General features: G+C 31.9%; 22 protein-coding genes. 2 read left to right on the top strand and 20 right to left on the bottom strand.

Features of this window, described 5'->3' with window-relative positions:
* Positions 1–49 precede the first annotated feature (49 nt).
* From KQI42_RS00575 to KQI42_RS00585, 3 genes are all read right to left on the bottom strand, one after another.
* Positions 50–1,843 carry an oleate hydratase gene (locus KQI42_RS00575; protein WP_216515718.1) on the bottom strand — a complete coding sequence of 598 codons (1,794 nt, stop codon included), beginning with the start codon at positions 1,841–1,843 and terminating at the stop codon, positions 50–52.
* Between the two features lie 300 nt (positions 1,844–2,143).
* Positions 2,144–2,716, bottom strand: coding sequence for a TetR/AcrR family transcriptional regulator (locus KQI42_RS00580; RefSeq protein ID WP_246565984.1), 573 nt, complete (start codon positions 2,714–2,716; stop codon positions 2,144–2,146).
* Between the two features lie 114 nt (positions 2,717–2,830).
* Positions 2,831–3,049 (bottom strand): hypothetical protein, encoded by a 219-nt coding sequence (locus KQI42_RS00585; RefSeq protein ID WP_216515720.1) that lies wholly within the window; start codon positions 3,047–3,049, stop codon positions 2,831–2,833.
* An 88-nt stretch (positions 3,050–3,137) separates the two neighbouring features.
* Here KQI42_RS00585 and KQI42_RS00590 point away from each other — a divergent pair, with 88 nt between their 5' ends.
* Positions 3,138–4,331, top strand: a complete 1,194-nt coding sequence (locus tag KQI42_RS00590; protein WP_216515722.1) for a saccharopine dehydrogenase family protein — start codon at positions 3,138–3,140, stop codon at positions 4,329–4,331.
* 534 nt (positions 4,332–4,865) lie between these two features.
* On the opposite strand, the gene KQI42_RS00595 is transcribed toward KQI42_RS00590, so the two are convergent.
* From KQI42_RS00595 to KQI42_RS00620, 6 genes are all read right to left on the bottom strand, one after another.
* On the bottom strand, positions 4,866–5,204 hold the full coding sequence (locus tag KQI42_RS00595) for a hypothetical protein (RefSeq protein WP_216515724.1): 339 nt from the start codon (positions 5,202–5,204) through the stop codon (positions 4,866–4,868).
* A gap of 101 nt (positions 5,205–5,305) precedes the next feature.
* Entirely contained in the window at positions 5,306–5,716 is a 411-nt protein-coding gene (locus KQI42_RS00600; RefSeq protein ID WP_216515726.1) for a DUF4829 domain-containing protein, read from the bottom strand.
* A 487-nt stretch (positions 5,717–6,203) separates the two neighbouring features.
* Positions 6,204–7,271, bottom strand: a complete 1,068-nt coding sequence (locus KQI42_RS00605; RefSeq protein ID WP_216515728.1) for a hypothetical protein — start codon at positions 7,269–7,271, stop codon at positions 6,204–6,206.
* A gap of 21 nt (positions 7,272–7,292) precedes the next feature.
* Entirely contained in the window at positions 7,293–7,769 is a 477-nt protein-coding gene (locus KQI42_RS00610; RefSeq protein ID WP_216515730.1) for a pyridoxamine 5'-phosphate oxidase family protein, read from the bottom strand.
* Between the two features lie 96 nt (positions 7,770–7,865).
* Entirely contained in the window at positions 7,866–8,846 is a 981-nt protein-coding gene (locus KQI42_RS00615; RefSeq protein ID WP_216515732.1) for a helix-turn-helix domain-containing protein, read from the bottom strand.
* A 320-nt stretch (positions 8,847–9,166) separates the two neighbouring features.
* Positions 9,167–9,343, bottom strand: coding sequence for a TnpV protein (locus KQI42_RS00620; RefSeq protein WP_216515734.1), 177 nt, complete (start codon positions 9,341–9,343; stop codon positions 9,167–9,169).
* A gap of 104 nt (positions 9,344–9,447) precedes the next feature.
* On the opposite strand from KQI42_RS00620, the gene KQI42_RS00625 reads away from it, so the two are divergent.
* Positions 9,448–10,580, top strand: a protein-coding gene (locus tag KQI42_RS00625; protein WP_216515736.1) for an IS3 family transposase whose coding sequence is annotated in 2 segments (ribosomal slippage) — positions 9,448–9,688 and positions 9,688–10,580 — 1,134 coding nt in all. Because the reading frame shifts where the segments join, the coding sequence is not laid out codon by codon here.
* Positions 10,581–10,897: 317 nt separating this feature from the next.
* Here KQI42_RS00625 and guaA read toward each other — a convergent pair.
* From guaA to KQI42_RS00680, 11 genes are all read right to left on the bottom strand, one after another.
* A complete protein-coding gene (gene guaA, locus KQI42_RS00630; RefSeq protein WP_216515738.1) occupies positions 10,898–12,412 on the bottom strand; it encodes a glutamine-hydrolyzing GMP synthase in 1,515 nt (504 codons plus the stop codon).
* A gap of 17 nt (positions 12,413–12,429) precedes the next feature.
* A complete protein-coding gene (guaB, locus tag KQI42_RS00635) occupies positions 12,430–13,881 on the bottom strand; it encodes an IMP dehydrogenase (protein ID WP_216515740.1) in 1,452 nt (483 codons plus the stop codon).
* Positions 13,882–14,043: 162 nt separating this feature from the next.
* A complete protein-coding gene (locus KQI42_RS00640; protein WP_246565985.1) occupies positions 14,044–14,976 on the bottom strand; it encodes a CobW family GTP-binding protein in 933 nt (310 codons plus the stop codon).
* A gap of 15 nt (positions 14,977–14,991) precedes the next feature.
* A complete protein-coding gene (locus KQI42_RS00645) occupies positions 14,992–15,999 on the bottom strand; it encodes a permease (protein ID WP_425519732.1) in 1,008 nt (335 codons plus the stop codon).
* A 5-nt stretch (positions 16,000–16,004) separates the two neighbouring features.
* On the bottom strand, positions 16,005–16,400 hold the full coding sequence (locus KQI42_RS00650) for an arsenate reductase ArsC (RefSeq protein WP_216515742.1): 396 nt from the start codon (positions 16,398–16,400) through the stop codon (positions 16,005–16,007).
* Between the two features lie 14 nt (positions 16,401–16,414).
* Positions 16,415–17,467, bottom strand: coding sequence for an ACR3 family arsenite efflux transporter (gene arsB, locus KQI42_RS00655; protein ID WP_216515744.1), 1,053 nt, complete (start codon positions 17,465–17,467; stop codon positions 16,415–16,417).
* A 20-nt stretch (positions 17,468–17,487) separates the two neighbouring features.
* On the bottom strand, positions 17,488–17,817 hold the full coding sequence (locus KQI42_RS00660) for an ArsR/SmtB family transcription factor (protein WP_343231628.1): 330 nt from the start codon (positions 17,815–17,817) through the stop codon (positions 17,488–17,490).
* A gap of 94 nt (positions 17,818–17,911) precedes the next feature.
* On the bottom strand, positions 17,912–18,148 hold the full coding sequence (locus tag KQI42_RS00665) for a thioredoxin family protein (RefSeq protein WP_216515748.1): 237 nt from the start codon (positions 18,146–18,148) through the stop codon (positions 17,912–17,914).
* Complete coding sequence (locus KQI42_RS00670) at positions 18,148–19,032, bottom strand: LysR family transcriptional regulator (RefSeq protein ID WP_216515750.1); 885 nt, start codon at positions 19,030–19,032, stop codon at positions 18,148–18,150. Before KQI42_RS00670 ends, KQI42_RS00665 begins: the two co-directional genes overlap by 1 nt.
* A gap of 26 nt (positions 19,033–19,058) precedes the next feature.
* On the bottom strand, positions 19,059–19,589 hold the full coding sequence (locus tag KQI42_RS00675; RefSeq protein ID WP_216515752.1) for a chromate transporter: 531 nt from the start codon (positions 19,587–19,589) through the stop codon (positions 19,059–19,061).
* Entirely contained in the window at positions 19,590–20,126 is a 537-nt protein-coding gene (locus tag KQI42_RS00680; RefSeq protein WP_216515754.1) for a chromate transporter, read from the bottom strand. It abuts the gene before it with no gap.
* Positions 20,127–20,182: the final 56 nt, after the last annotated feature.

Consider the following 20,182-nt stretch of genomic DNA (forward strand, 5'->3'; position numbering starts at 1 on the left):
ATTTTTTAAAATTCGGGATTTTAATCAAATTATCTAACTCTAAATGTCATTAAATAATCTCATATTCTTTCAATAACTCTTCAATTTCTGTTCCTGCTATTTGTTTTAAAATCTTACGTTTAGTCATTGGTGGTAAATCAATTTCTGGCTTTTCTCCATCTAGTAAACATTTACCTGCATTTAATAGATATCGAATATCATATCTCGAAGAAAATACCTCAGGAACTCCTTTTTCAACTCCAGTCAATACATATACTGCTTCCATCGCTGTACGTCCTGAGTATTCGATAGTAAATACAGTATCACGTCCTGGATCATCCAATGTTTCAGCAAATTGTCCAAGGAAAGCAAAGTTTACTGCATTCTTTGGTACAACATAAGGACGATCTCCAAATTCACGAACCATAAATTGAGATGTAATAAACGGCATCATAACAGGCACTGCAGTACATGAGCCTGCTAATTCTTCTATTTTGTCTGTAGGAACACCTATATGATATAACCATTCTTTTGTAATTTCCTTACCAGTACAATCTCTCATAGGCTTTTTAATATAGTCTCCGGGAACATCAGAAAATAACCCATATACCCAAACAACAACGTCTTTTTCAGGCTGTCCGTAATATTGTTCTTGACGATTTATTGTCCAACTCATCAGCCATGAAGAGTCAAGAGCTGTAACTATGCCACCTGTTACAGTGCGTCCACCATATGGTGAACGTTTTGTAATCTTTTCAATATACTCAGGAACACGTTCATCATGACAAGTTACTGTACAAGACTCCCAATTAGATTTTTCTGGGTCTGTACAGAATTTATCTGGATTCCCAAATTCATCTGATTGGGCTGCTATGTTTCTCCACAACTTCCAACATCCTTCTGGTTCCTTATTAAATGGAGCAGGAGTATTATCATCGCCATATCCAGAACCTTCAGTCATGGAACCATTAGTGATAAATACTAAGTCGTTTTCTGTTAAATCAATAGAAATATCTTTTCCATTTCTATCTGTTGCAACTATTCTCTTTGCAACCTTTTTATCATCTGAAATTGAGAACTCAACGTTATCAACAGTAACTCCATATTCAAATTTAGCACCATGGTCTTCTAAATATTTAACCATAGGTTTTACGAAAGAAGTATATTGATCATGGCGTGAAAATTGTAAAGCAGAAAGATCTGGTAAGCCTCCAACATGGTGAATGAATCTATTCATATATAATTTCATCTCTAAAGCACTATGCCAATTCTCAAAAGCAAACATTGTTCTCCAATATGTCCAGAAATCAGTATTTAAAAGTTCCTCAGAAAAAACATCTTCGATAGATTTATTTTGAAGTTCTTCATCTGTTATGCTTACAAAAGCAGCTAATTCTTTTGCCAAATCTTGACCCAAATTAAATTTTCCATTGTCATATCGTTCACCTTGGTTTTTAGTAATACGACAATTACTAAAGTTTGGATCATCGTAATTTGTATAATAAAAATGATCTAACACAGTCATATTAGGATCTTCTGTAGATGGTAATGAACTAAACAAGCTCCATAAAACTTCAAAATGATGTCCCATTTCACGTCCGCCACGTGCCACATAACCTGCATTCTGACGAACTGCACCGTCTAAGGATCCACCAGGAATGTCTAATTGCTCTAAAAAAGTAATCTTACTACCATCCATATGAGCATCACGAATCAAAAAACACCCAGCAGCTAAAGAAGCAATTCCTGTACCAATTAAGTAAGCTTTTTTGTCTTCAATTCCCTTAGGTTTTCTTGCGTTTACTAAAGAATGATAAGTTCCATTTGTAAGCGTAAGTCTATCATCATGTGTTTTTAATTTCATTTGATCTCCCTCTTTCTTAATTTTTAATAGTCTTCTAAAGACTACTATTATATTTAGATTACTTTTATGGATACTCTATTAGTATGCCCACATGGTGTAATAAATAATAAGTCTCCCTTTTACTTTATGAATACCTATTACCTATAAGATTTGTATAAATCTATAATATAGTTTTTTTGTATTCTTTTCATTAGATAAACAAACCGCGGTGTTCGAACTTCGAACACCGCAGTTTGTTTATCTAATTTTTAGGCATTGAGGTTAAAATGTCTGATAGAAAAAGACTTTCTTATTGCCTTTTTACCAAATATCATTTAAACCAGCACTTCGCTTAAGGGATAACTCAATGTTTCCATCGAATAGCTTCCCAATTCGCCTGATGATAGTATCAGGGTCTTCCTTCATTCCAGAAGCAATCCAGCGTAATACCATTTCAGTGAGGGCACACTGATAAAAGGAAGCAATTAGTTTTTTATCTCCTGAAGAAGCTGGGATATCGTTGCTTACTTTTTCAACATACCGGATCATGACATTTCCTGATACATTGTATATATAGTTCACTACTTCTTCTCTCCGCATAGAATTATATACATGATAAATTGCTGTTCTGTTTTCTAAAGCAAATTTAGCAGCCACAATAAAGCTCTCTTCCCAGGATAGTGTATCATTATATTCATCAATGACTGTCTGAAGTTCTGTTTGGAAGATCTCTGACAGAAGTGCATATACATCTGTGTAGTAATAATAAAAAGTATTTCTGTTGATCTCACATGCTGTAGCAATATCCTTAACTGTGATTTTATTAAGTGGACGCTCATTCAGCATCTTTATAAATTCCTCACGAATCATTTTTTTGGTATATTGCTGTGCCAAATCGCCACCTCCTTAACCCTTTATCTGTATTCTAAATTATAACACATAGTAAATTATTTGCAAATAATCCATTATATGATGTATTATACTTCTCAACCCCTTAGAAAACAGCTGTTATCTAATCTGCCAACACAGACACATAATTAAGCTCTTAATATGTTTTTCATATTTTACTGTAACTGTTTTTGTTGTTGCTCCCCACAGACTTGATGAAAAATCATTATTTTTATAAATATATATAATACATCCACTTGAATCAGGTATTAGAGTTATATCACTAATATTATCATCACACGTTCTCATTTCATTTATATAATGAAAATTACTTGCCATTTATTGGACTCTTACATTTATTAATGATATAATCTTAACAAGCAAATAATAGTGAGAAACATCAAAATAATTTAAGGAGAGGATTATTATGAAACTAGTTGTATTAGGTGGAGCAGGTTCTCAAGCACTTTATGGTATTAAAGATTTAATCAATCATGGTAGTATTTTTGATGAGGTAATAATTTCATCTCGTAATCTTGAAAAAAATAAGAAAATCGTAGAAGGTCTTAACTCACCAATAGTGAAAGCAGCAGAAGTTGATGTTTCTGACGAAGAAGCATTATGCGAACTTATAAAGGATTGTGATGTAGTTGCTAACTGTACAGGTCCTTATCATATTCTTGCATATAAGATTATAGAAACTACAATAAAAGCAGGAAAACACTATATTGATTTCTGTGATGATATCGAAGCATTCAATAAAATATTTGAATCAGACTTACCAAAGAAAGCTGAAGAAAAAGGTCTTAGTATGATAATGGGTCTTGGTGCAAGCCCAGGATTTCTATCAGTACTAGCATGTAGTGCAGAGCAACGTTATTTCGCTTCATTAGATGAAGCTATATTTTACTTTGCATGCGATGAGAAAGAACCAGGTGGTCCTGCAGTACTTGGACATATGTTAGAATGTGTACACAATGCTCCATATATTAAAAACGGAGAAAAATTAAATGAACCTTCATTCCGCGAAGAATGGGATTTCGATTTTGGAGAACCTTATGGTACTCGTAAAGTTACTAGAATAGGACATCCTGAAGTATTTACATTCCCTAAATACTCTCCAGGAATTCAAAACGTATCTGTAAGATTCAGTCTTGAACCAGTTTCAGCATACGAAGGCTTTAAAGACCTTAGTTTAGCAGGTCTTACATCCGATTATCCACTTGATATCAATGGTAATCCTGTATCACCTCGTGATTTTGCACTAGCTGTATTATTAGCACAAAAAGCAAGCAAACCAGCAATGACAGAAGAAGAACTTAAGGAATTTTTAAAGGGAGTTACTGCATGTGCAGCCACAGAACTGCACGGTGAAAAAGATGGTAAAAGCATGTCTTATATAGGAAGAGTAGCAGGAAACATGGCTCCACTTACAGCAATACCACTAATCATTGGTGCTGAAATGTTAGCTAAAGGTGAAATAACTAAAAAAGGTATTATGGTAGCTGAAGAAGCTATAGAAGATGCAGACAAATTTGTAAAAGAAACAGTAAAGAGAATCCGTGAAGATGGATTTGGATTTACTATTAGTGAAGAACTTACTGTTAGAGAAGTGTATTAATAAAACTTAGAGAATTTGTACTTTGTTCATATTATTCTCATAAAGAAAACAAAGTAAAAAACATATAAAAAAAGCAAAAAATCTTTAAATCAAAAAGGATTTTTTGCTTTTTTATATAATATAGGATTAAATCGAAATAATATCTATGATTAAATGATAAGCTTCAGCAATGGATGAATCTTATCATAAATAATCCTACAACCAAATTTAATAGATTTAATTGAAAGAACAGAGTTTATTTTATATCCAGAGAAAATGAATTAATAGATTTATGAATGGAAAAGAAAGAGGAGTATAAAGACTAAAAAGCTGATTTCCCTAGAAGTGCATCTAAGGATTATGAACCTAATATACTTAATGAAGAAAAAAATTATATGTATCATGTCGAGTAACTACATTATCCAAATATCAATTAATTCCCTCAAGTTCAATGAAATTACAGCTTAAGAAAATATATAAACCCGCTAAACTCGACAGGTTTATATGTAATCTATTCAAAATATAAATAATGATATCAAAGTAAACAAGTAATATTTATCCTCTTTCCTTTTTATAGGCTTGTTTGAGAATAAAATCTATAATAAAAGCAATCAAAATTGAAATAATGAAAACCATTCCCCATATTACCCAATCATTATTTATGGTTCCTCTACCTTGGTCTACACCATAAGTCTTAAATATCATAGAAAGAATAAATCCACCCACGTATCCTATGACGGTAGCCCCTGAAATTATACGGTTTCCAAATATAGTAGCGATAACTATTAAAATAACACCTAATATAGTCAATATATTTGGCCACTGCTTCATGCCGTGCATTTCAAAAAAAGAAAATCTACATAACCAATATGATATACCCATTAATCCAACCATACTAGTCCCCCACAGGACTTTATTTTTTATATCCATTGGTTTCAAGTATATCTACCTCCTTTTTAAAAAAGTATTATTACTTCACAATAATATATACTTCTCTAATAACCCCAATCCTCAATTCTCCACTTACTTGTTTTACTATCTCTCCTTAATATCCATTGATAATCTGTATAAGTTGAATTTGGATTTAAAACAGGATTATCTCCAGAGTCATCAACATCAAAGTTGGATAATAATAAAATAACATTTTCAGGACTAACTCCCTGTTTAAAATCATCTCTAAAATATGAGTCAGATTTTTCTTCACTATACCAGACTTTCGTCAAAGTAGATGCCGGAAAATCAAAATTATTTTTGACAAGATCTATTGCCTCAGTTATTTCTTCTTCAGTAAATTTAGCAGACTCTCCAATGTCTATTATTAAATCATCACTAATATTGTTCTGTTTACAAGATGCTAAAGAGAATACAAGTAATATTGTAAAAATTGATATGATAATTTTTCTCATAAATATACCTACTTCTTTTAATAATATGTACATATCGTTTATCGAGCAACCATGATCCAAATATAAAGATTGCAAAAGTTCAGAGCCACCATCTGACCAAATATTTCCTTGTTTATCTAATTATATCTTAACTTGTAGATGTTTAGTATGCAAATTATTCAAAATTTTCATAGAGTATATTTATTAAACAGAACCATTTTAGAATCATCACACATAAAAGAAACCTTATAGCAGCTATTTCTAGCCATTATAAGGTTTTTGTCTATTATTCCCACTCGGCAAGTTCAGTGGCGTTTCTAAACATTTATGTTTAGTTTTGGTGCTTTTTATGCCGACTTTTTATTTCAATTACACATATTATTTTGACTTACTGATTTTTTGTTGTCAACATCACTCCACAAAACAAATATCCTTCAAATTTCAGCTTAGATAATCACACTAATCAAGGTATATAGTATTTTTCCACTATGTTTTACTAGTGCTTATACTATACAAATGACAATTCCGTGTCAAGCCAAGTTTCGATAGCATTTCTTATATCAATGATTGAGTCATCCAGGGAAATCCGAAACCCTCGGCAACCTCCATCACAATAATCGCTTATACCTCTTTTTTTTCCGCACCCATATCCCTTTTCAATCATTTCTTGTAAAAATGAAGGAAGTTTCTCGATGGCATCAGCGTATTTATGCGTGTTTTTCGCTTTGACGTTTATTTGATAACCATTATTAAGTGATGCATTAATTGCCCATATCTCATTTCTTTTATAAGAATATTTAATCTTTATCCATAAATCTTTTATTTCCACATCGCATTTAAGCCCTTTATCCAAATAACGTTGATGTAGCTGCAATATAAAATCTTGCACATTGGCAGACAAAGGTTTCATAGTATCTTTTAATATAGAAATAACATCGTCGGTTTTATTATTTTTCAATACTCTGTAATCACATCGCAATAAAATATCGGAGAAGCGGCAATAACTGATTGTATTGGACTTATTGACCTTCGATTTGTTGGCGTTTCTACCAAATTCTATCTCTGCTATTGCCATTACCTTCAAGCCCGTCAACATAGCAGGATTATCAGGATACGAAATTTTTATTCTTTCAGCTTTTAATAAATCAGGTTTTTTATCATTCAAGTTTATACCGTCAATCAATATGCCACAATCAGTCAAGAATCGCAAGCATTCAATGCTTTTTGAAACAGGGATTTTCGTGTTGAATATATTGTTTCCGACGGTAAGGGATTGAGCACTTTCTGTTAGTACACCATGAAAACCTATATTCAATAATAAGCATTTCACATTGTGCAGGAATGGAAAATATACCGAAATAGTAACGCGGTCATCAAATACGTGAGCATTCTTTTTATGATTGTCATACGAATCACCTTCAACAATCAAAACATCGCAAAGCTGATACAAAAAGTTTCTGAACGCAAGAACTCCTTCTCGAATGTTTTCCTCGTTTGAAATATTTTCAAACATTGGATTAATTGCATATGTTTCAGGTATTTCTGGCGTAATAACATTTTTTAAGTGCTTTGCCATATCTTTGAGTGTCTTTCGCATTTATTTCACTTCTTTCTTCGTAAAGTCAACTTTATACTGCCATTCACCGTATTTTTTGTCGTTATCAGTTATCGTTCCTTCCGTAAGGGTGATACGCAGAACGATTGAGTCAGGGTTGTCTTCGCCGCCATGTGCATCGAACCATGTGAAGATTTTTTTCATCTTCGCTCTTATTTCCGCGTTCCTCTCGTCCTTTACCCAACCGAGATTTTCAGCCGTTCCTTGAGCAACAAACAAGTCTAACCCACAAATGGAAATCTCGTTGTTTTTCCCAATTTCCAGCATTTTATTTTTATTCGCGTCTGTAGAAACATAAAACACGCCGTCTTCATAATAAGCATCAACCATACGGACAGCAGGGCGGGGATTGCCGACGGCGTTCGGGGACAATGCAATAGTTGCAAGAGCAATAAGGTTGTCCTTTCCGTTTCCGCAGTATTCTTCCATAAGCTTCATCGCGTTTTCATACTTGTTCATGATAATTCCTCCATTTATTTTTTATTTCCCTATGGGTTCTGTCATACTTTGCATTTCGCAATTACCTAAATAACACATGGGAAATTCCTTGTATTTTTATATTCCTTCTTTTAGCTTGATTGGAAAATATCTTTGCATTTGTTTATAGCCAAGTCCCTTTTCTATGTCTTTATAGGCAATATCTCTTCCATCTTCATATAAATAAGGCATATTGAACATAACATTGCGGCCTTTGTCAAGCTCAAAATTTGTGCTTTCAATCCATCGGCGAACTTTATCTTCCACTTTGTGTATGCTCTCGTTATCTTCGTCAATACTGACTGCCATAGCGTATAAGCCTCCCGGAAAATCGAATAATTTAAAAGGGCTTACATCCGCATTGGTAACACCATCTTTAACGGCACATATCCATTCAGCTTTGTCATTTTTAGACAGCAAAAAATCAAAACAATCGAAAATCACACTCTTATACAAATGACAATACTGCCACAATTGGTACATATATCCGCCTTCTTTGAACATTTCTCCCCACGGTTGATCGCCGCACGTTACCGCTTTGAATCCCGGTATCCTGACGACCATTATATCAGGAATTTTTTTATCTAATTTTTCCGTTATTTCAATCAAGCGGTTTATATTGGAAGGCTTGCCGATATAGTCAATGCTTATCAATTGTGTTTCAATCTCTTTAGCCTTGTTATACAGCAGTTTTATGTCGGATTTGTCTGCAAAGTTCACTTGTTCGATTTCCCGTATAAAATCCATCACGATTTCTTTCAACTCATGCAAAAGCGCAACCTCGTCGTCTATGTTCTGTACTTTTTTCCCCAGCACTTCTAAAACTATATCGGAACCGGAAGTGTTGAAAACACGTTGAATGTCTTTTATGCTGATATTCAGCTTGCGTAATATGAGTATTTGTTCAAGTCGCCTAACAGCGTTTTCGTCGTACATTCTATATGCGTAGTCATCACTTCGGGTGCTGGACAGCAATCCCATGTCCTCATAATAACGCAGTGTACGGGCTGTAATGTCATATTTGCTTGACACATCTTTGATTTTGATTAGGTTGTTCATTTGTTTCGACCTCTTTTCTAAATTATCAGGAATAAACTTAGTATAAAGGATTCCCCAAAGGAAGAGTCAAGAGGGTAATGCTATTTTTCTGTAGAAAATATAAATTTTCTCTCTTATTGAGAAACAGCATAACACCGTAGATAACATTTTCTATCTGCTACAAGCAGAATTTACTAACATTCTATGAAAATTATACTCGAAAAAAATCAAATAGACAATATAAATTTCCCTCAACAAAAATGCCAGAATGTTGCATACAATACAGCACTCTGGCATGTTATGATTCAGGAAAAACAATCATTCTCCCACTCTGCGATACATTACTGATACACCAACTCCATCAATACAACTTCCTCTGCCCAACTCCAGATATTGTTCACCATACCAACCCATTTCATCTGATTATCCGCTTTTAACTGTTCTGTCACACCTTCCCTTTCTTTCGTCTGTCTAATTAACAATTCCCATTCTCTCATAACATTCTTCGTCAATCTCATGCAGATACTCGTTCAGTTTCCCATTTAGCAGTAATGTTAGTATAATATTGTAGACACGATTTTCCGAATGCTTTAAAATATAGTCAAGGAAGGAAGTGTCTAGAATGTCAAAAAGATATACCGAAGAATATAAAAATACCATTATAGAGCTTTACAATTCCGGTAAAACTCTAGCTGAGCTAAATGGTGAATATGGCCTACCTAAATCTACAATAATGACATGGGTAAAGAAAACTAAGCCCATAGCATTAGATAATAATAAAGTGATTACACAAGCTGATTATCAGGCCATGTTAAAGAAAATGGCTAGAATTGAAGAGGAAAATGAAATATTAAAAAAAGCAATGACCATATTTGCAAAGAAGTAAGCTCAATATATAAGTTCATTACAGATAATAAAGATATTCATGACATAAAACTAATGTGCAAGGTTTTAAAAGTATCTAGAAGCTCATATTACAAATATCTTAATAAAAAAGAAAGCAAAAGAAGCCTTGAAAGTAGATTTCTAGAAGAACAAATTCTAAATATATATGAGGCCAGTAAATGCCGATATGGAGCACCTAAGATACATCAAAAGTTACAAAATAAAAATATAATTATAAGCCTTAAAAGAACTCAAAGACTTATGAATAAACTCGGCATAAAATCAATAGTATGTAAGAAATTCAGACCCTTTTCTTCAAAGAGCAAGGTTGAAAGTAGAGAAAATATTCTCAATAGAGATTTTTCTACAACTAGTATTAACCAGAAATGGGTAACTGACATTACCTATATTCACACAATTAAAGATGGTTGGTGCTATCTAGCTTCTGTTATGGATCTTAACAGCAGGAAGATAGTTGGTTATTCTATGTCAAAAAATATAGATACTACTTTAGCTATAAAAGCTTTAAAAAATGCCTATAAACTTCAAAACCCTAATAAAGGTCTAATTTTGCACAGTGACTTGGGTAGCCAATATATAAGTCATGAATTTGGAGAATATGTTAAAGCACTTAAAATAACTCATTCCTTTAGTGGTAAAGGTAACCCATATGATAATGCTTGTATGGAATCCTTTCACTCAGTATTAAAGAAGGAAGAAGTTAATCTAGTTAAATATTTGAACTTTGATGCTGCTAGACTAGCAATATTTGAATATATTGAATCTTGGTATAACAGAGAAAGAATACATAGCTCCATTGGTTATATCACTCCCCAAGAGTGGGAAGATAATATTAAGAGGGTAGCATAAAGTTTATTCGAGAAAATGTGTCTACTATATTGACATAGGTCCAATTGGGCAAAAGTTCCATCACAGGCACTCGATGATATGTTCGCAGCCGAATTCAAACGAATCGAAAAAGAAGAAGAAAAAAAGAGAAAGAAGAAATGAGCATAGAAAAAACCTTACTGATTTCAGCCTGAATATCTGAAATCAGTAAGGTTTTCTTATGTTATTGAAATAAATTATTCTTTGAATATAGAATCAAATGTTGCCAAATTGTTGCCAAGCACTAAACAAATATATTTGCAACCCGCATAAACACTGGCTTTCTCCAACTCATATTACTACTCCCATTCAATAGTAGCTGGTGGTTTGTTTGATATATCATATACTACTCTGTTTACTTGTTCTACTTCATCAGTGATTCTTGTAGATATTTTCTCTAATAAATCTAGAGGGATTGGATACCATTTGGCTACCATTGCATCTTTTGTAGTTATAGCTCTTAATGCTATTGTATGTTTATAGGTTCTTTCGCCATGAGTTACTCCTACACTTCTTATGTTAGGTAACACAGCAAAGTATTGCCAAATTTCTTTATCTAACCCTGCTTTTTTAATTTCATCTCTATATATATAATCTGCATCTCTAAGTATGTCTAATTTTTCTTTTGTTAGTTCACCAAGACATCTAACGCCTAATCCTGGTCCTGGGAAAGGTTGTCTGTCTACTATATCTGAACTAATTCCAAGTAATCTACCAACTTCTCTTACTTCATCTTTAAACAATTGTCTTAAAGGCTCTAATAACTCAAAATTAATATCTTCTGGAAGTCCACCTACATTGTGATGACTTTTTACTACAACTTTCCCATCCATTCCACTTTCTATTACGTCTGGATAAATGGTTCCTTGGACTAGAAAATCTATATCTGTTAATTTACTTTGTTCTTCTTCAAACACTCTAATGAATTCTTCTCCAATAACTTTTCTCTTTTGTTCTGGATCTGTAACACCTTCTAGCTTATTTAAAAATCTATCTTCAGCATCAACTACTATAAGATTTATATGGAATTCATCTCTAAATACTTTCTCTACTTGTTCTTTTTCATACTTTCTAAGTAAACCATGATCTACAAATACACAAGTTAAATTATCTCCTATAGCTTTGTGTACCAAGACTGCTGCAACAGAAGAATCTACTCCTCCCGATAAAGCACATAGAACCTTCTTATCTCCTACTCGAGCTTTAATTTCTTTTATACTTTCACTAACAAATTCATCCATATTCCAAGTAGATCCACAGCTACAAACTTTATATAGGAAATTATCTATAATTTGTTTTCCTTCATCTGAACCTTCTAATTCTGGATGAAATTTTACTCCATAAAGTTTTCTTTCTTCATCTTCGATAGCTACTACTTTATTCTTATAGTTAGCTATTTTATTAAAACCTTCTGGTACAACATCAAATGCATATTCTTCATTCATCCATAGAGGTAATTCTTCATCTAATCCATTAAATAATAGACTATCTTTATCTACTTTTATCTTCAAATATTCATAATCATTTTCTGCTGGAATTGTTGCTTTACCTTTAAAAGCTTCTACCATTATTTCACTACCAAATCCTATGGATAATACAGGTATTCCTAAATTAAATATTTCTTTATCTAATTTTTCTTTTACAACAATTTCATTAGGTTCACCACCTGAAATAATTATACCTTCAGGGTTTTTTGCCTTTATTTTTTCTAATGAATAATAATAAGGCACAATTTCACAATAGACTTTACTTTCTCTAATGCTTCTTCCAATATATCTGCTGAACTTTCCACCTAAGTCTAAAATTAATATCAATATAAAACCTCCCTTAACTATCTTCTACTGTAGTTTGGAGCTTCTTTTGTAATATGAATATCATGAGGATGATTTTCTATTAAGGTTGCACCAGTTATTCTTATGAATTTAGCCTTATTTTGTAAGTCAAAGATATCTTTAGCTCCTATATATCCCATTCCTGATCTTAATCCACCTAATAGTTGATATACTACATCTCCCAAAGGTCCTCTATAAGGTACTCTACCTTCTACTCCTTCTGGAACTAGCTTTTTAGTGTCTTCTTGGAAGTATCTATCTTTGCTACCTGATTGCATAGCTCCCATAGAACCCATTCCTCTATACACTTTAAACCTTCTACCTTCATATAACTCCTCTTCTCCTGGGCTTTCTCCAGTACCAGCAAATAGTGAACCTATCATAACTACATTGGCTCCTGCAGCTATAGCCTTTGTAATATCTCCTGAATATTTAATTCCACCGTCTGCAATTACTGGCACGTCATATTCTTTAGCTGCCTTAGCACAGTTTACAACTGCTGTTACTTGCGGTACTCCTATGCCTGTTACAACCCTGGTAGTACAAATAGATCCAGGTCCAATTCCTACTTTAACTGCATCAACACCAGCTTTAATTAAATCTACTGTAGCTTCTGCAGTAGCCACATTTCCAGCAATTACCTGTAATTGTGGATATTCAACTTTAATCCTTTTTACTGCATCTAGAACACCTTGGGAATGTCCATGAGCAGTATCAACAACTATTACGTCTACCTTAGCTTTTACCAAAGCTGCTATTCTATCCATCATATCTGAAGTAATTCCTACTGCTGCTCCAGCTAAAAGTCTTCCTGTACTATCTTTTGCTGAGTTTGGATACTGAATAGACTTTTCTATATCTTTTATGGTAATTAGCCCTGAAAGTATATAATCTTCATCTACTAAAGGTAGTTTTTCTATTTTATGATGTTTCATAATTTCTAAAGCTTCATCCATAGAAATATCTCTAGTAGCAGTAACTAAATTTTCTTTAGTCATTACATCATCAATTCTTTTATCCGTATCTTTTTCAAATCTTATATCCCTATTAGTAATGATACCTACTAATTTTCCATCGTCATCAGTAATAGGCACTCCAGATATATGGTATCTTTCCATTAATTCTAAAGCATCAGATACGTTGTGAACAGGAGATAAATAAAATGGATCAGTTATAATTCCATGTTCTGATCTCTTAACTTTATCTACCTCTAAAGCTTGTTCCTCAATGGTCATGTTCTTATGAATTATACCAATACCACCTTCTCTAGCCATAGCTATTGCCATTTTAGACTCTGTTACGGTATCCATTCCAGCACTCATTAAAGGTATATTCAATTTAATACTTTTAGTTAAATAAGTGTGTAATTTAGTTTCCTTAGGTAATACTTCAGACTTCCCAGGAAGTAATAAGACATCATCAAAAGTCAAACCTTCACCAACAAATTCCAATCACAACTCCTCCTTTTGTCTTTTTATTAGTATACCACAATCTATAAAATATTTGCCATTAATGAGCAATAATATGTATTTGGGTATAATATTTTTCTTACTAACTTAACAAAAATTTAGATCAATGTCAAGGATAAAATTAAAGAGTACTAAAAAGTACTCTTATCTTAATCTCATTTCTTTTTCAAATATACTATTCCAGCTATTAACTATAGGTCTTATAATCTGAGGTCCAATCTTCGAAATAATAACCAATTCTGAAATTCTTTCCTTTTTTTCAGTTAATTTAAAATCTATTTTCTTCCCTACAACATCCACTTGATTCCAACCATCTTCTAATTTAAAAAAGCCTTTTAACCTATAGCAATCATTTTTTATAGAATCAATAAATTTAATTAAATCTTCTTTTTTAACTTCATCTTCATAAGTTAACATTAAAGTCTTTGGTTTTGTTTCTGGAGTATTAGTTGAACTTTCTGCTTCTGCCCATTTATACTTCATTAAATCCTCTTTTAAAAAGTCATAGTCAAGTTTACCAAAGATAGATGTTTCAATAGGTACTATAGGATTTATTTCTTTAATTTTCTCAATAATTTTAACCAAAGTATCTTCATTAATTAAATCTACTTTACTTATTACCACTAAGTGGCAGTGTTTTATTTGTCTTTCTACTGTTTCTAAATCTTCTAGTTGGTCAAGGAAGTTTACTCCATCCACTATACAAATAGCACCCTTATATTCATAAACATCTCCTTTAGAATACTTTACAGCCTCTAGTATCTCTCCAATATTTGAAGGATCTGCTAAACCAGAACTTTCAACAAAAAGATACTTTAAGTCCCTCTCCGTCATTTCAATCATAGCCTGAACAAAATTAAGTTTTAGACAAGAACAGAATATAGAGCCTCTATTGATTTCTACTAGCTCCATACCTTCCTTTTTAATTATTTCTCCATCAATACTAATTCTACCAAATTCATTCATTATTACTCCAACTTTTTCTTTTGATAGATCATTTAATATATTGGTTAAAAATGTTGTTTTACCTGAACCTAAAAATCCTGTTAAAAGATACAAATTAATTTTTTTATTCAATTTTATCACCTCAAATTATATAAATATATATTGAAATATATTAAAAAAGTATCCGATAATTATTATCCCTATAGAAACTAAAGATATAAATAATATGAGTAATTTCTTCTTTACTACTTTACTCAGCATTATGATAGAAGGTAGTGAAAGAGCAGTAACCCCCATCATAAAGGATAAAACTGTACCTATACCAACACCTTTACCAAATAATGCTTCTGCAATAGGCAGTGTTCCAAATATGTCTGCATACATAGGAATTCCCACTGCTGTAGCTAGAATAACTGCAAAAGGATTGTCTTTACCTATAATCCTTTCTATTACAGATTGAGGTATCCAATTGTGAATAGCTGCTCCTATTCCAACTCCTGCTAGGACATAAATCCATACCCTTCCTATAATATCCTTAACTTGAGCTTTAGCAAACTTATGTCTTTCTTCCTTAGTCATTTCTCCTAATTCTACATCAGCACTTTGTATTCCAAAAACATAGGACTCAACATACTCCTCCATATGAAGTTTATCTATAATTGTACCTCCCACTACTGCAAGAATTAACCCTACTATTACATAAGCAATGGCTATTTTAGCTCCAAAGAAAGAAATAAGCATTACTATGGATGCCAAATCTACTAAAGGAGAGGATATTAAGAAAGAAAAAGTTATCCCTAAAGGAAGTCCTGCTGAAGTAAATCCTATAAAAATAGGAATACTTGAACAACTGCAAAAAGGAGTTACTGTTCCAAGCAGAGCTCCGATAATATTTCCCTTTAATCCTTTAAATTTACCTAATATCTTCTTGGTTTTTTCGGGAGGAAAATAGCTTTGAATATAAGATATTCCATAAATTAGAACAGTTAATAATATAAATATTTTTATAGTATCATAAATAAAAAAGTGTATACTTCCTCCGATTCTACTTTCAATAGACATTCCAAATATTTTTTCTACCAATAACTTAATTAAATTAAATAACCACTCCATCTTTAAAAGTTGAGCATTTAACCAACTAAAAATATTAGTCACTAAGATCACCTACTTTTTTCTCTTTTTATTAAATCCTCTATTTTTGTTTTTATCTTATCCCTAGCAATTCTAAAATCATCAATACTGCCTCCTGATGGATCTACTATACCCCAGTCTTCCATTAAAGAATTTGAAATAAATGGACACACTACGCCACATCCCATAGTAACCAATATATCTACTTCTTCTGGTATTTCACTTAATAACTTAGGATATTGTAAACTAATGTCTATGCCTACTTCTTTCATAGCTTCAACGGCTAGAGGTTTCACTTCTTTATATTTTTCCGTTCCTGCAGAATAAACTTCAAACAAATCACTTCCTAACTCTTTTGCCCATCCTTCCGCCATTTGAGATCTACAAGAATTGTGAATACATATAAAAGCAACTTTTTTCTTCATAAATAATCACCCTTCTACTTAGTTTCAAACCAATGTCCAGTACTATTAGCAATTTTAACTAATGTAAGCATTAATGGAACTTCGACTAATACTCCAACTACTGTTGCTAAAGTAGCACCAGAATCCAATCCAAATAAGGATATGGCTACAGCCACAGCTAATTCAAAGAAATTACTTGCTCCTATCATGGCTGCTGGAGCTGCAATATTATGAGGTAGCCTCCAAGCTTTACTCCATCCATAGGCTATAATAAAAATTAAGAAAGTTTGAAAGATTAACGGTACAGCTATAAGTCCAATGTGTAAAGGATTATCTAATATCACTTTCCCTTGGAAAGAGAATATGATTATTAATGTAAGTAATAAACCAGCAATAGTAATATTATCAAACTTTTTTAAAAATACATTTTCAAAATAATCTAATCCTTTATTTTTAACTATATACTTTCTGGATAGATATCCTCCCACTAAAGGTATAACTATAAATAAGATTACAGACAGTATTAAAGTATCATAAGGAACAATAACATCGCTTACTCCTAGTAAAAAAGCTACTATAGGCGTGAAAGCAAACAAAAGAATTAAATCGTTTACCGCTACCTGCACCAATGTATATGCTCCATCTCCATCTGTTAAATAACTCCATACAAATACCATAGCAGTACAAGGAGCTGCTCCTAACAAAACTGCTCCAGCTAAATATTCAGAAGCTAAATTGCCAGGTATTAAATCTTTAAATACTATTTTTAAAAAGAAAGTAGCTATTAAATACATAGTAAAGGGTTTAACTAACCAATTGGACACACAGGTTATTGTAAGACCTTTAGGTTTTTTAGTAGCTTGAACTATACTAGTAAAATCAATTTTTAGCATCATAGGATAAATCATTAACCATATTAGTATAGCCACAGGAATTGACACTTTAGCATATTCAAATTTACTTAAAACTTGCGGGATAATAGGAATATATTTTCCTATTAAGAGCCCAATAATAATACATAAAGCTACCCAAAGAGTTAAATATTTACCAAAAAAACTTAATCCACCTGAATCTTTTTTATCACCCATAAACTACCTCCTGAATATAATTATTCTTCTTTCTCATTTAATGAACAAGCTTTTCCTTTAACTCTATTGCATATACAATCTTCTTTAAAATTTGTAATGTACTGAATAAACTCACATACTTCATCTATTTTCTCCTCATTTATAGAATAGTTCATCCATTTTCCATTTTTCTCTCCATTGACTAATCCTGCTTGTTGAAGAATTTTCATATGATGAGATATAGTTGGCTGACTTAATTCGAGTCCTTCCATTATGTCACAGGCACACATTTCTCCACAAGATAGCATATCTAATATAGATAACCTATTCTTATCAGCCAACGCTTTAAATATTTCGACTTTATCATCCACAATATCACCTACCTTCATATTTATATATTTAAATGTATCAATGTATCTAATAAAATAATAACCCCTATTAAGGGGTTTTGTCAATACATAAAGTTTATTTTCCTTCCACAATTTTCTTAATATCTTCTACTTCTGGAATCCTACCAACTAATACTACCTTTTCATCTATGACAATACCTGGTGTACTCATTACTCCGTATTTCATCATAGTTATTAAATCTTCAACTTCCTCTATAGTAGCATCTATGCCTAATTCTTCTATAGCTTTTTTAGTGTTTTCTACTGCCTTATGGCATTTATCGCATCCAGCACCCAATATCTTTATTATCATTAAATCACCCTTTCTAAGCTAAACTTTATGAAATCTTCAATAAATTCCATGCTTTCATCATAAGCATACACAAAATTAAACTCTCTTACAATAGATATATTTTCTATAGGAATAATTTTCATACTTTCTTCCATTATTTCTGCTTTTACTGATTCTTTAGAAAGAATAGTATATCCAAGCCCTTCTTTTACCAAAGTCTTTATCCCATTAATACTGCTAATTTCTATATGATGATTTAAAACATCATCACTATAACCTTTACTAATAAGTGCTCCTTCTATTATTTTCCGTGTTCCAGAAACCTTTTCTCTTAAAATTAATTTTTGTTCTAATAGCTCTTCAAGAGTCATACTTTCTTTTTTAGATAAAGGTCCTTTAGTTGGAGCTACTAATACTAATTTATCATCTTTAAATTTTCTATATTTATATTTTGTCTTGTCAAAAGGCCCTTCTATTAAAGCTAAAGAGATTTCTCTTTCTAATAACTTTTTTAGAATAATGTTAGTATTATTTACCCTTAAAATTATGTTTATATTCTTATGCCTTTCCATATAATCATAAATAACTTTAGGTAGAATATAATCTCCAATAGTCATAGTTGCTCCAATTTTATATTTTTTATAATTTATATCTTTATGGTTTAACTTTTCTTTTAAGTTTTCATGAAGATTTATTATTTGTTTAGCATATTGAAGAAAAAGTTCTCCTTCATCTGTTAAGACTAGTTTTTTTCCTTCCTTCTTAAAAAAAAGTGTATTGTAATACTGTTCTAGATACTGAATTTGTTTATAGACAGCAGGTTGTGTCAAATTTAAACTTTCAGCAGCCTTAGTATAATTCCCTATTTTGGCTACCATTACAAAAGTATATAGTCTTGAATCCATGCTTTTCATCACCTAATATAAGTATACTACATAATGCCATAAAATAAAGTACCCATTCCTCCTGCGATTACTATAGTTAATATTGGATGGATTTTAGTCTTTAAACTCATCAATAGGATAAATCCCCCAATAATTATAGATTTTATATCTATATAGGATTGTTTAGATAATGATAAAAAAGCGCTAAATATCAGTCCTATTAAAGCAGGTCTCATTCCTGTTAAAGCCGACTTTAATACATTGGAATCCTTGAATTTAAGTATATAATGAGTAGCTATAGATACCAATATAAAGGAAAAAGAAACTACACCTAAAGTAGCAAAAACACTGCCCCAAAATCCGCTTATTTTATATCCTACAAACGTAGCTGTATTTATAGAAATAGGTCCTGGTGTCATTTGAGATATTCCAATAATATCTAAAAATTCAGTTGTAGTTAACCATGCATTCTTTGTTACTACTTCTCTCTGTATTAAAGGCAACATGGCATAACCTCCACCATAGCCAAATACACCTATTTTAAAAAAGCACATATAAAGTTTAAGTATTGTATTCATTTAGCTCTCCATCCTTTCAGATAAAAATATTCCATAAATAGCTGATAAAAATATAATTATTATTGGGTGCACATCAAAAATTGTTATGGCACAAATAGATATAACTACAATAAGTAAGTTAATAATATTTTTATTTACTGATTTAGATAGACCTTTTACTGCTAATAGTACCAATACAGGTACTGCTCCCGATATACCTTTAAATATATTATCTACTATAGGATTTTCTCTAAATTGGGAAAAAAATAATGCAATAACAATAATAATCAAAAATGATGGGAGTATGACTCCCAAAATCGCCATAACAGCTCCAATAATTCCTCCTAACTTATATCCAATAAATAAAGAAGAATTTACTGGCATTGCACCTGGAAAACTTTGCGCTATGACCAATATATCTGTAAATTCCTCCTTTGAAATCCATTTTCTATTATCTACTACTTCCCTTTCAATTAAAGGAATCATAGCATAGCCTCCTCCAAATGTGAAAGCACCAATTTTAAAGAAACTTAAAAACATAATAAATAGTTCTTTCATTTTAATCCTCCTGTCTGATTTAATAGTCATTTTAAATCTTAACACAGAAAAATTAT

It is taken from the genome of Tissierella simiarum (assembly GCF_018917865.1).
GTDB lineage: Bacteria > Bacillota > Clostridia > Tissierellales > Tissierellaceae > Tissierella_C > Tissierella_C simiarum.

Excerpts from the sequence above, each read along its gene's own strand:
- KQI42_RS00615 (WP_216515732.1), bottom strand. The coding sequence starts at position 8,846 with ATGAACAACCTAATCAAAATCAAAGATGTGTCAAGCAAATATGACATT.
- KQI42_RS00650 (WP_216515742.1), bottom strand. The coding sequence starts at position 16,400 with ATGAAGAAAAAAGTTGCTTTTATATGTATTCACAATTCTTGTAGATCT.
- arsB (WP_216515744.1), bottom strand. The coding sequence starts at position 17,467 with ATGGGTGATAAAAAAGATTCAGGTGGATTAAGTTTTTTTGGTAAATAT.
- KQI42_RS00595 (WP_216515724.1), bottom strand. The coding sequence starts at position 5,204 with ATGGTTGGATTAATGGGTATATCATATTGGTTATGTAGATTTTCTTTT.
- KQI42_RS00680 (WP_216515754.1), bottom strand. The coding sequence starts at position 20,126 with ATGAAAGAACTATTTATTATGTTTTTAAGTTTCTTTAAAATTGGTGCT.
- KQI42_RS00670 (WP_216515750.1), bottom strand. The coding sequence starts at position 19,032 with ATGGATTCAAGACTATATACTTTTGTAATGGTAGCCAAAATAGGGAAT.
- KQI42_RS00600 (WP_216515726.1), bottom strand. The coding sequence starts at position 5,716 with ATGAGAAAAATTATCATATCAATTTTTACAATATTACTTGTATTCTCT.
- KQI42_RS00590 (WP_216515722.1), top strand. The coding sequence starts at position 3,138 with ATGAAACTAGTTGTATTAGGTGGAGCAGGTTCTCAAGCACTTTATGGT.
- KQI42_RS00665 (WP_216515748.1), bottom strand. The coding sequence starts at position 18,148 with ATGATAATAAAGATATTGGGTGCTGGATGCGATAAATGCCATAAGGCA.
- KQI42_RS00610 (WP_216515730.1), bottom strand. The coding sequence starts at position 7,769 with ATGAACAAGTATGAAAACGCGATGAAGCTTATGGAAGAATACTGCGGA.
- KQI42_RS00575 (WP_216515718.1), bottom strand. The coding sequence starts at position 1,843 with ATGAAATTAAAAACACATGATGATAGACTTACGCTTACAAATGGAACT.
- KQI42_RS00585 (WP_216515720.1), bottom strand. The coding sequence starts at position 3,049 with ATGGCAAGTAATTTTCATTATATAAATGAAATGAGAACGTGTGATGAT.
- KQI42_RS00675 (WP_216515752.1), bottom strand. The coding sequence starts at position 19,589 with ATGAATACAATACTTAAACTTTATATGTGCTTTTTTAAAATAGGTGTA.
- KQI42_RS00605 (WP_216515728.1), bottom strand. The coding sequence starts at position 7,271 with ATGGCAAAGCACTTAAAAAATGTTATTACGCCAGAAATACCTGAAACA.
- KQI42_RS00620 (WP_216515734.1), bottom strand. The coding sequence starts at position 9,343 with ATGAGATTGACGAAGAATGTTATGAGAGAATGGGAATTGTTAATTAGA.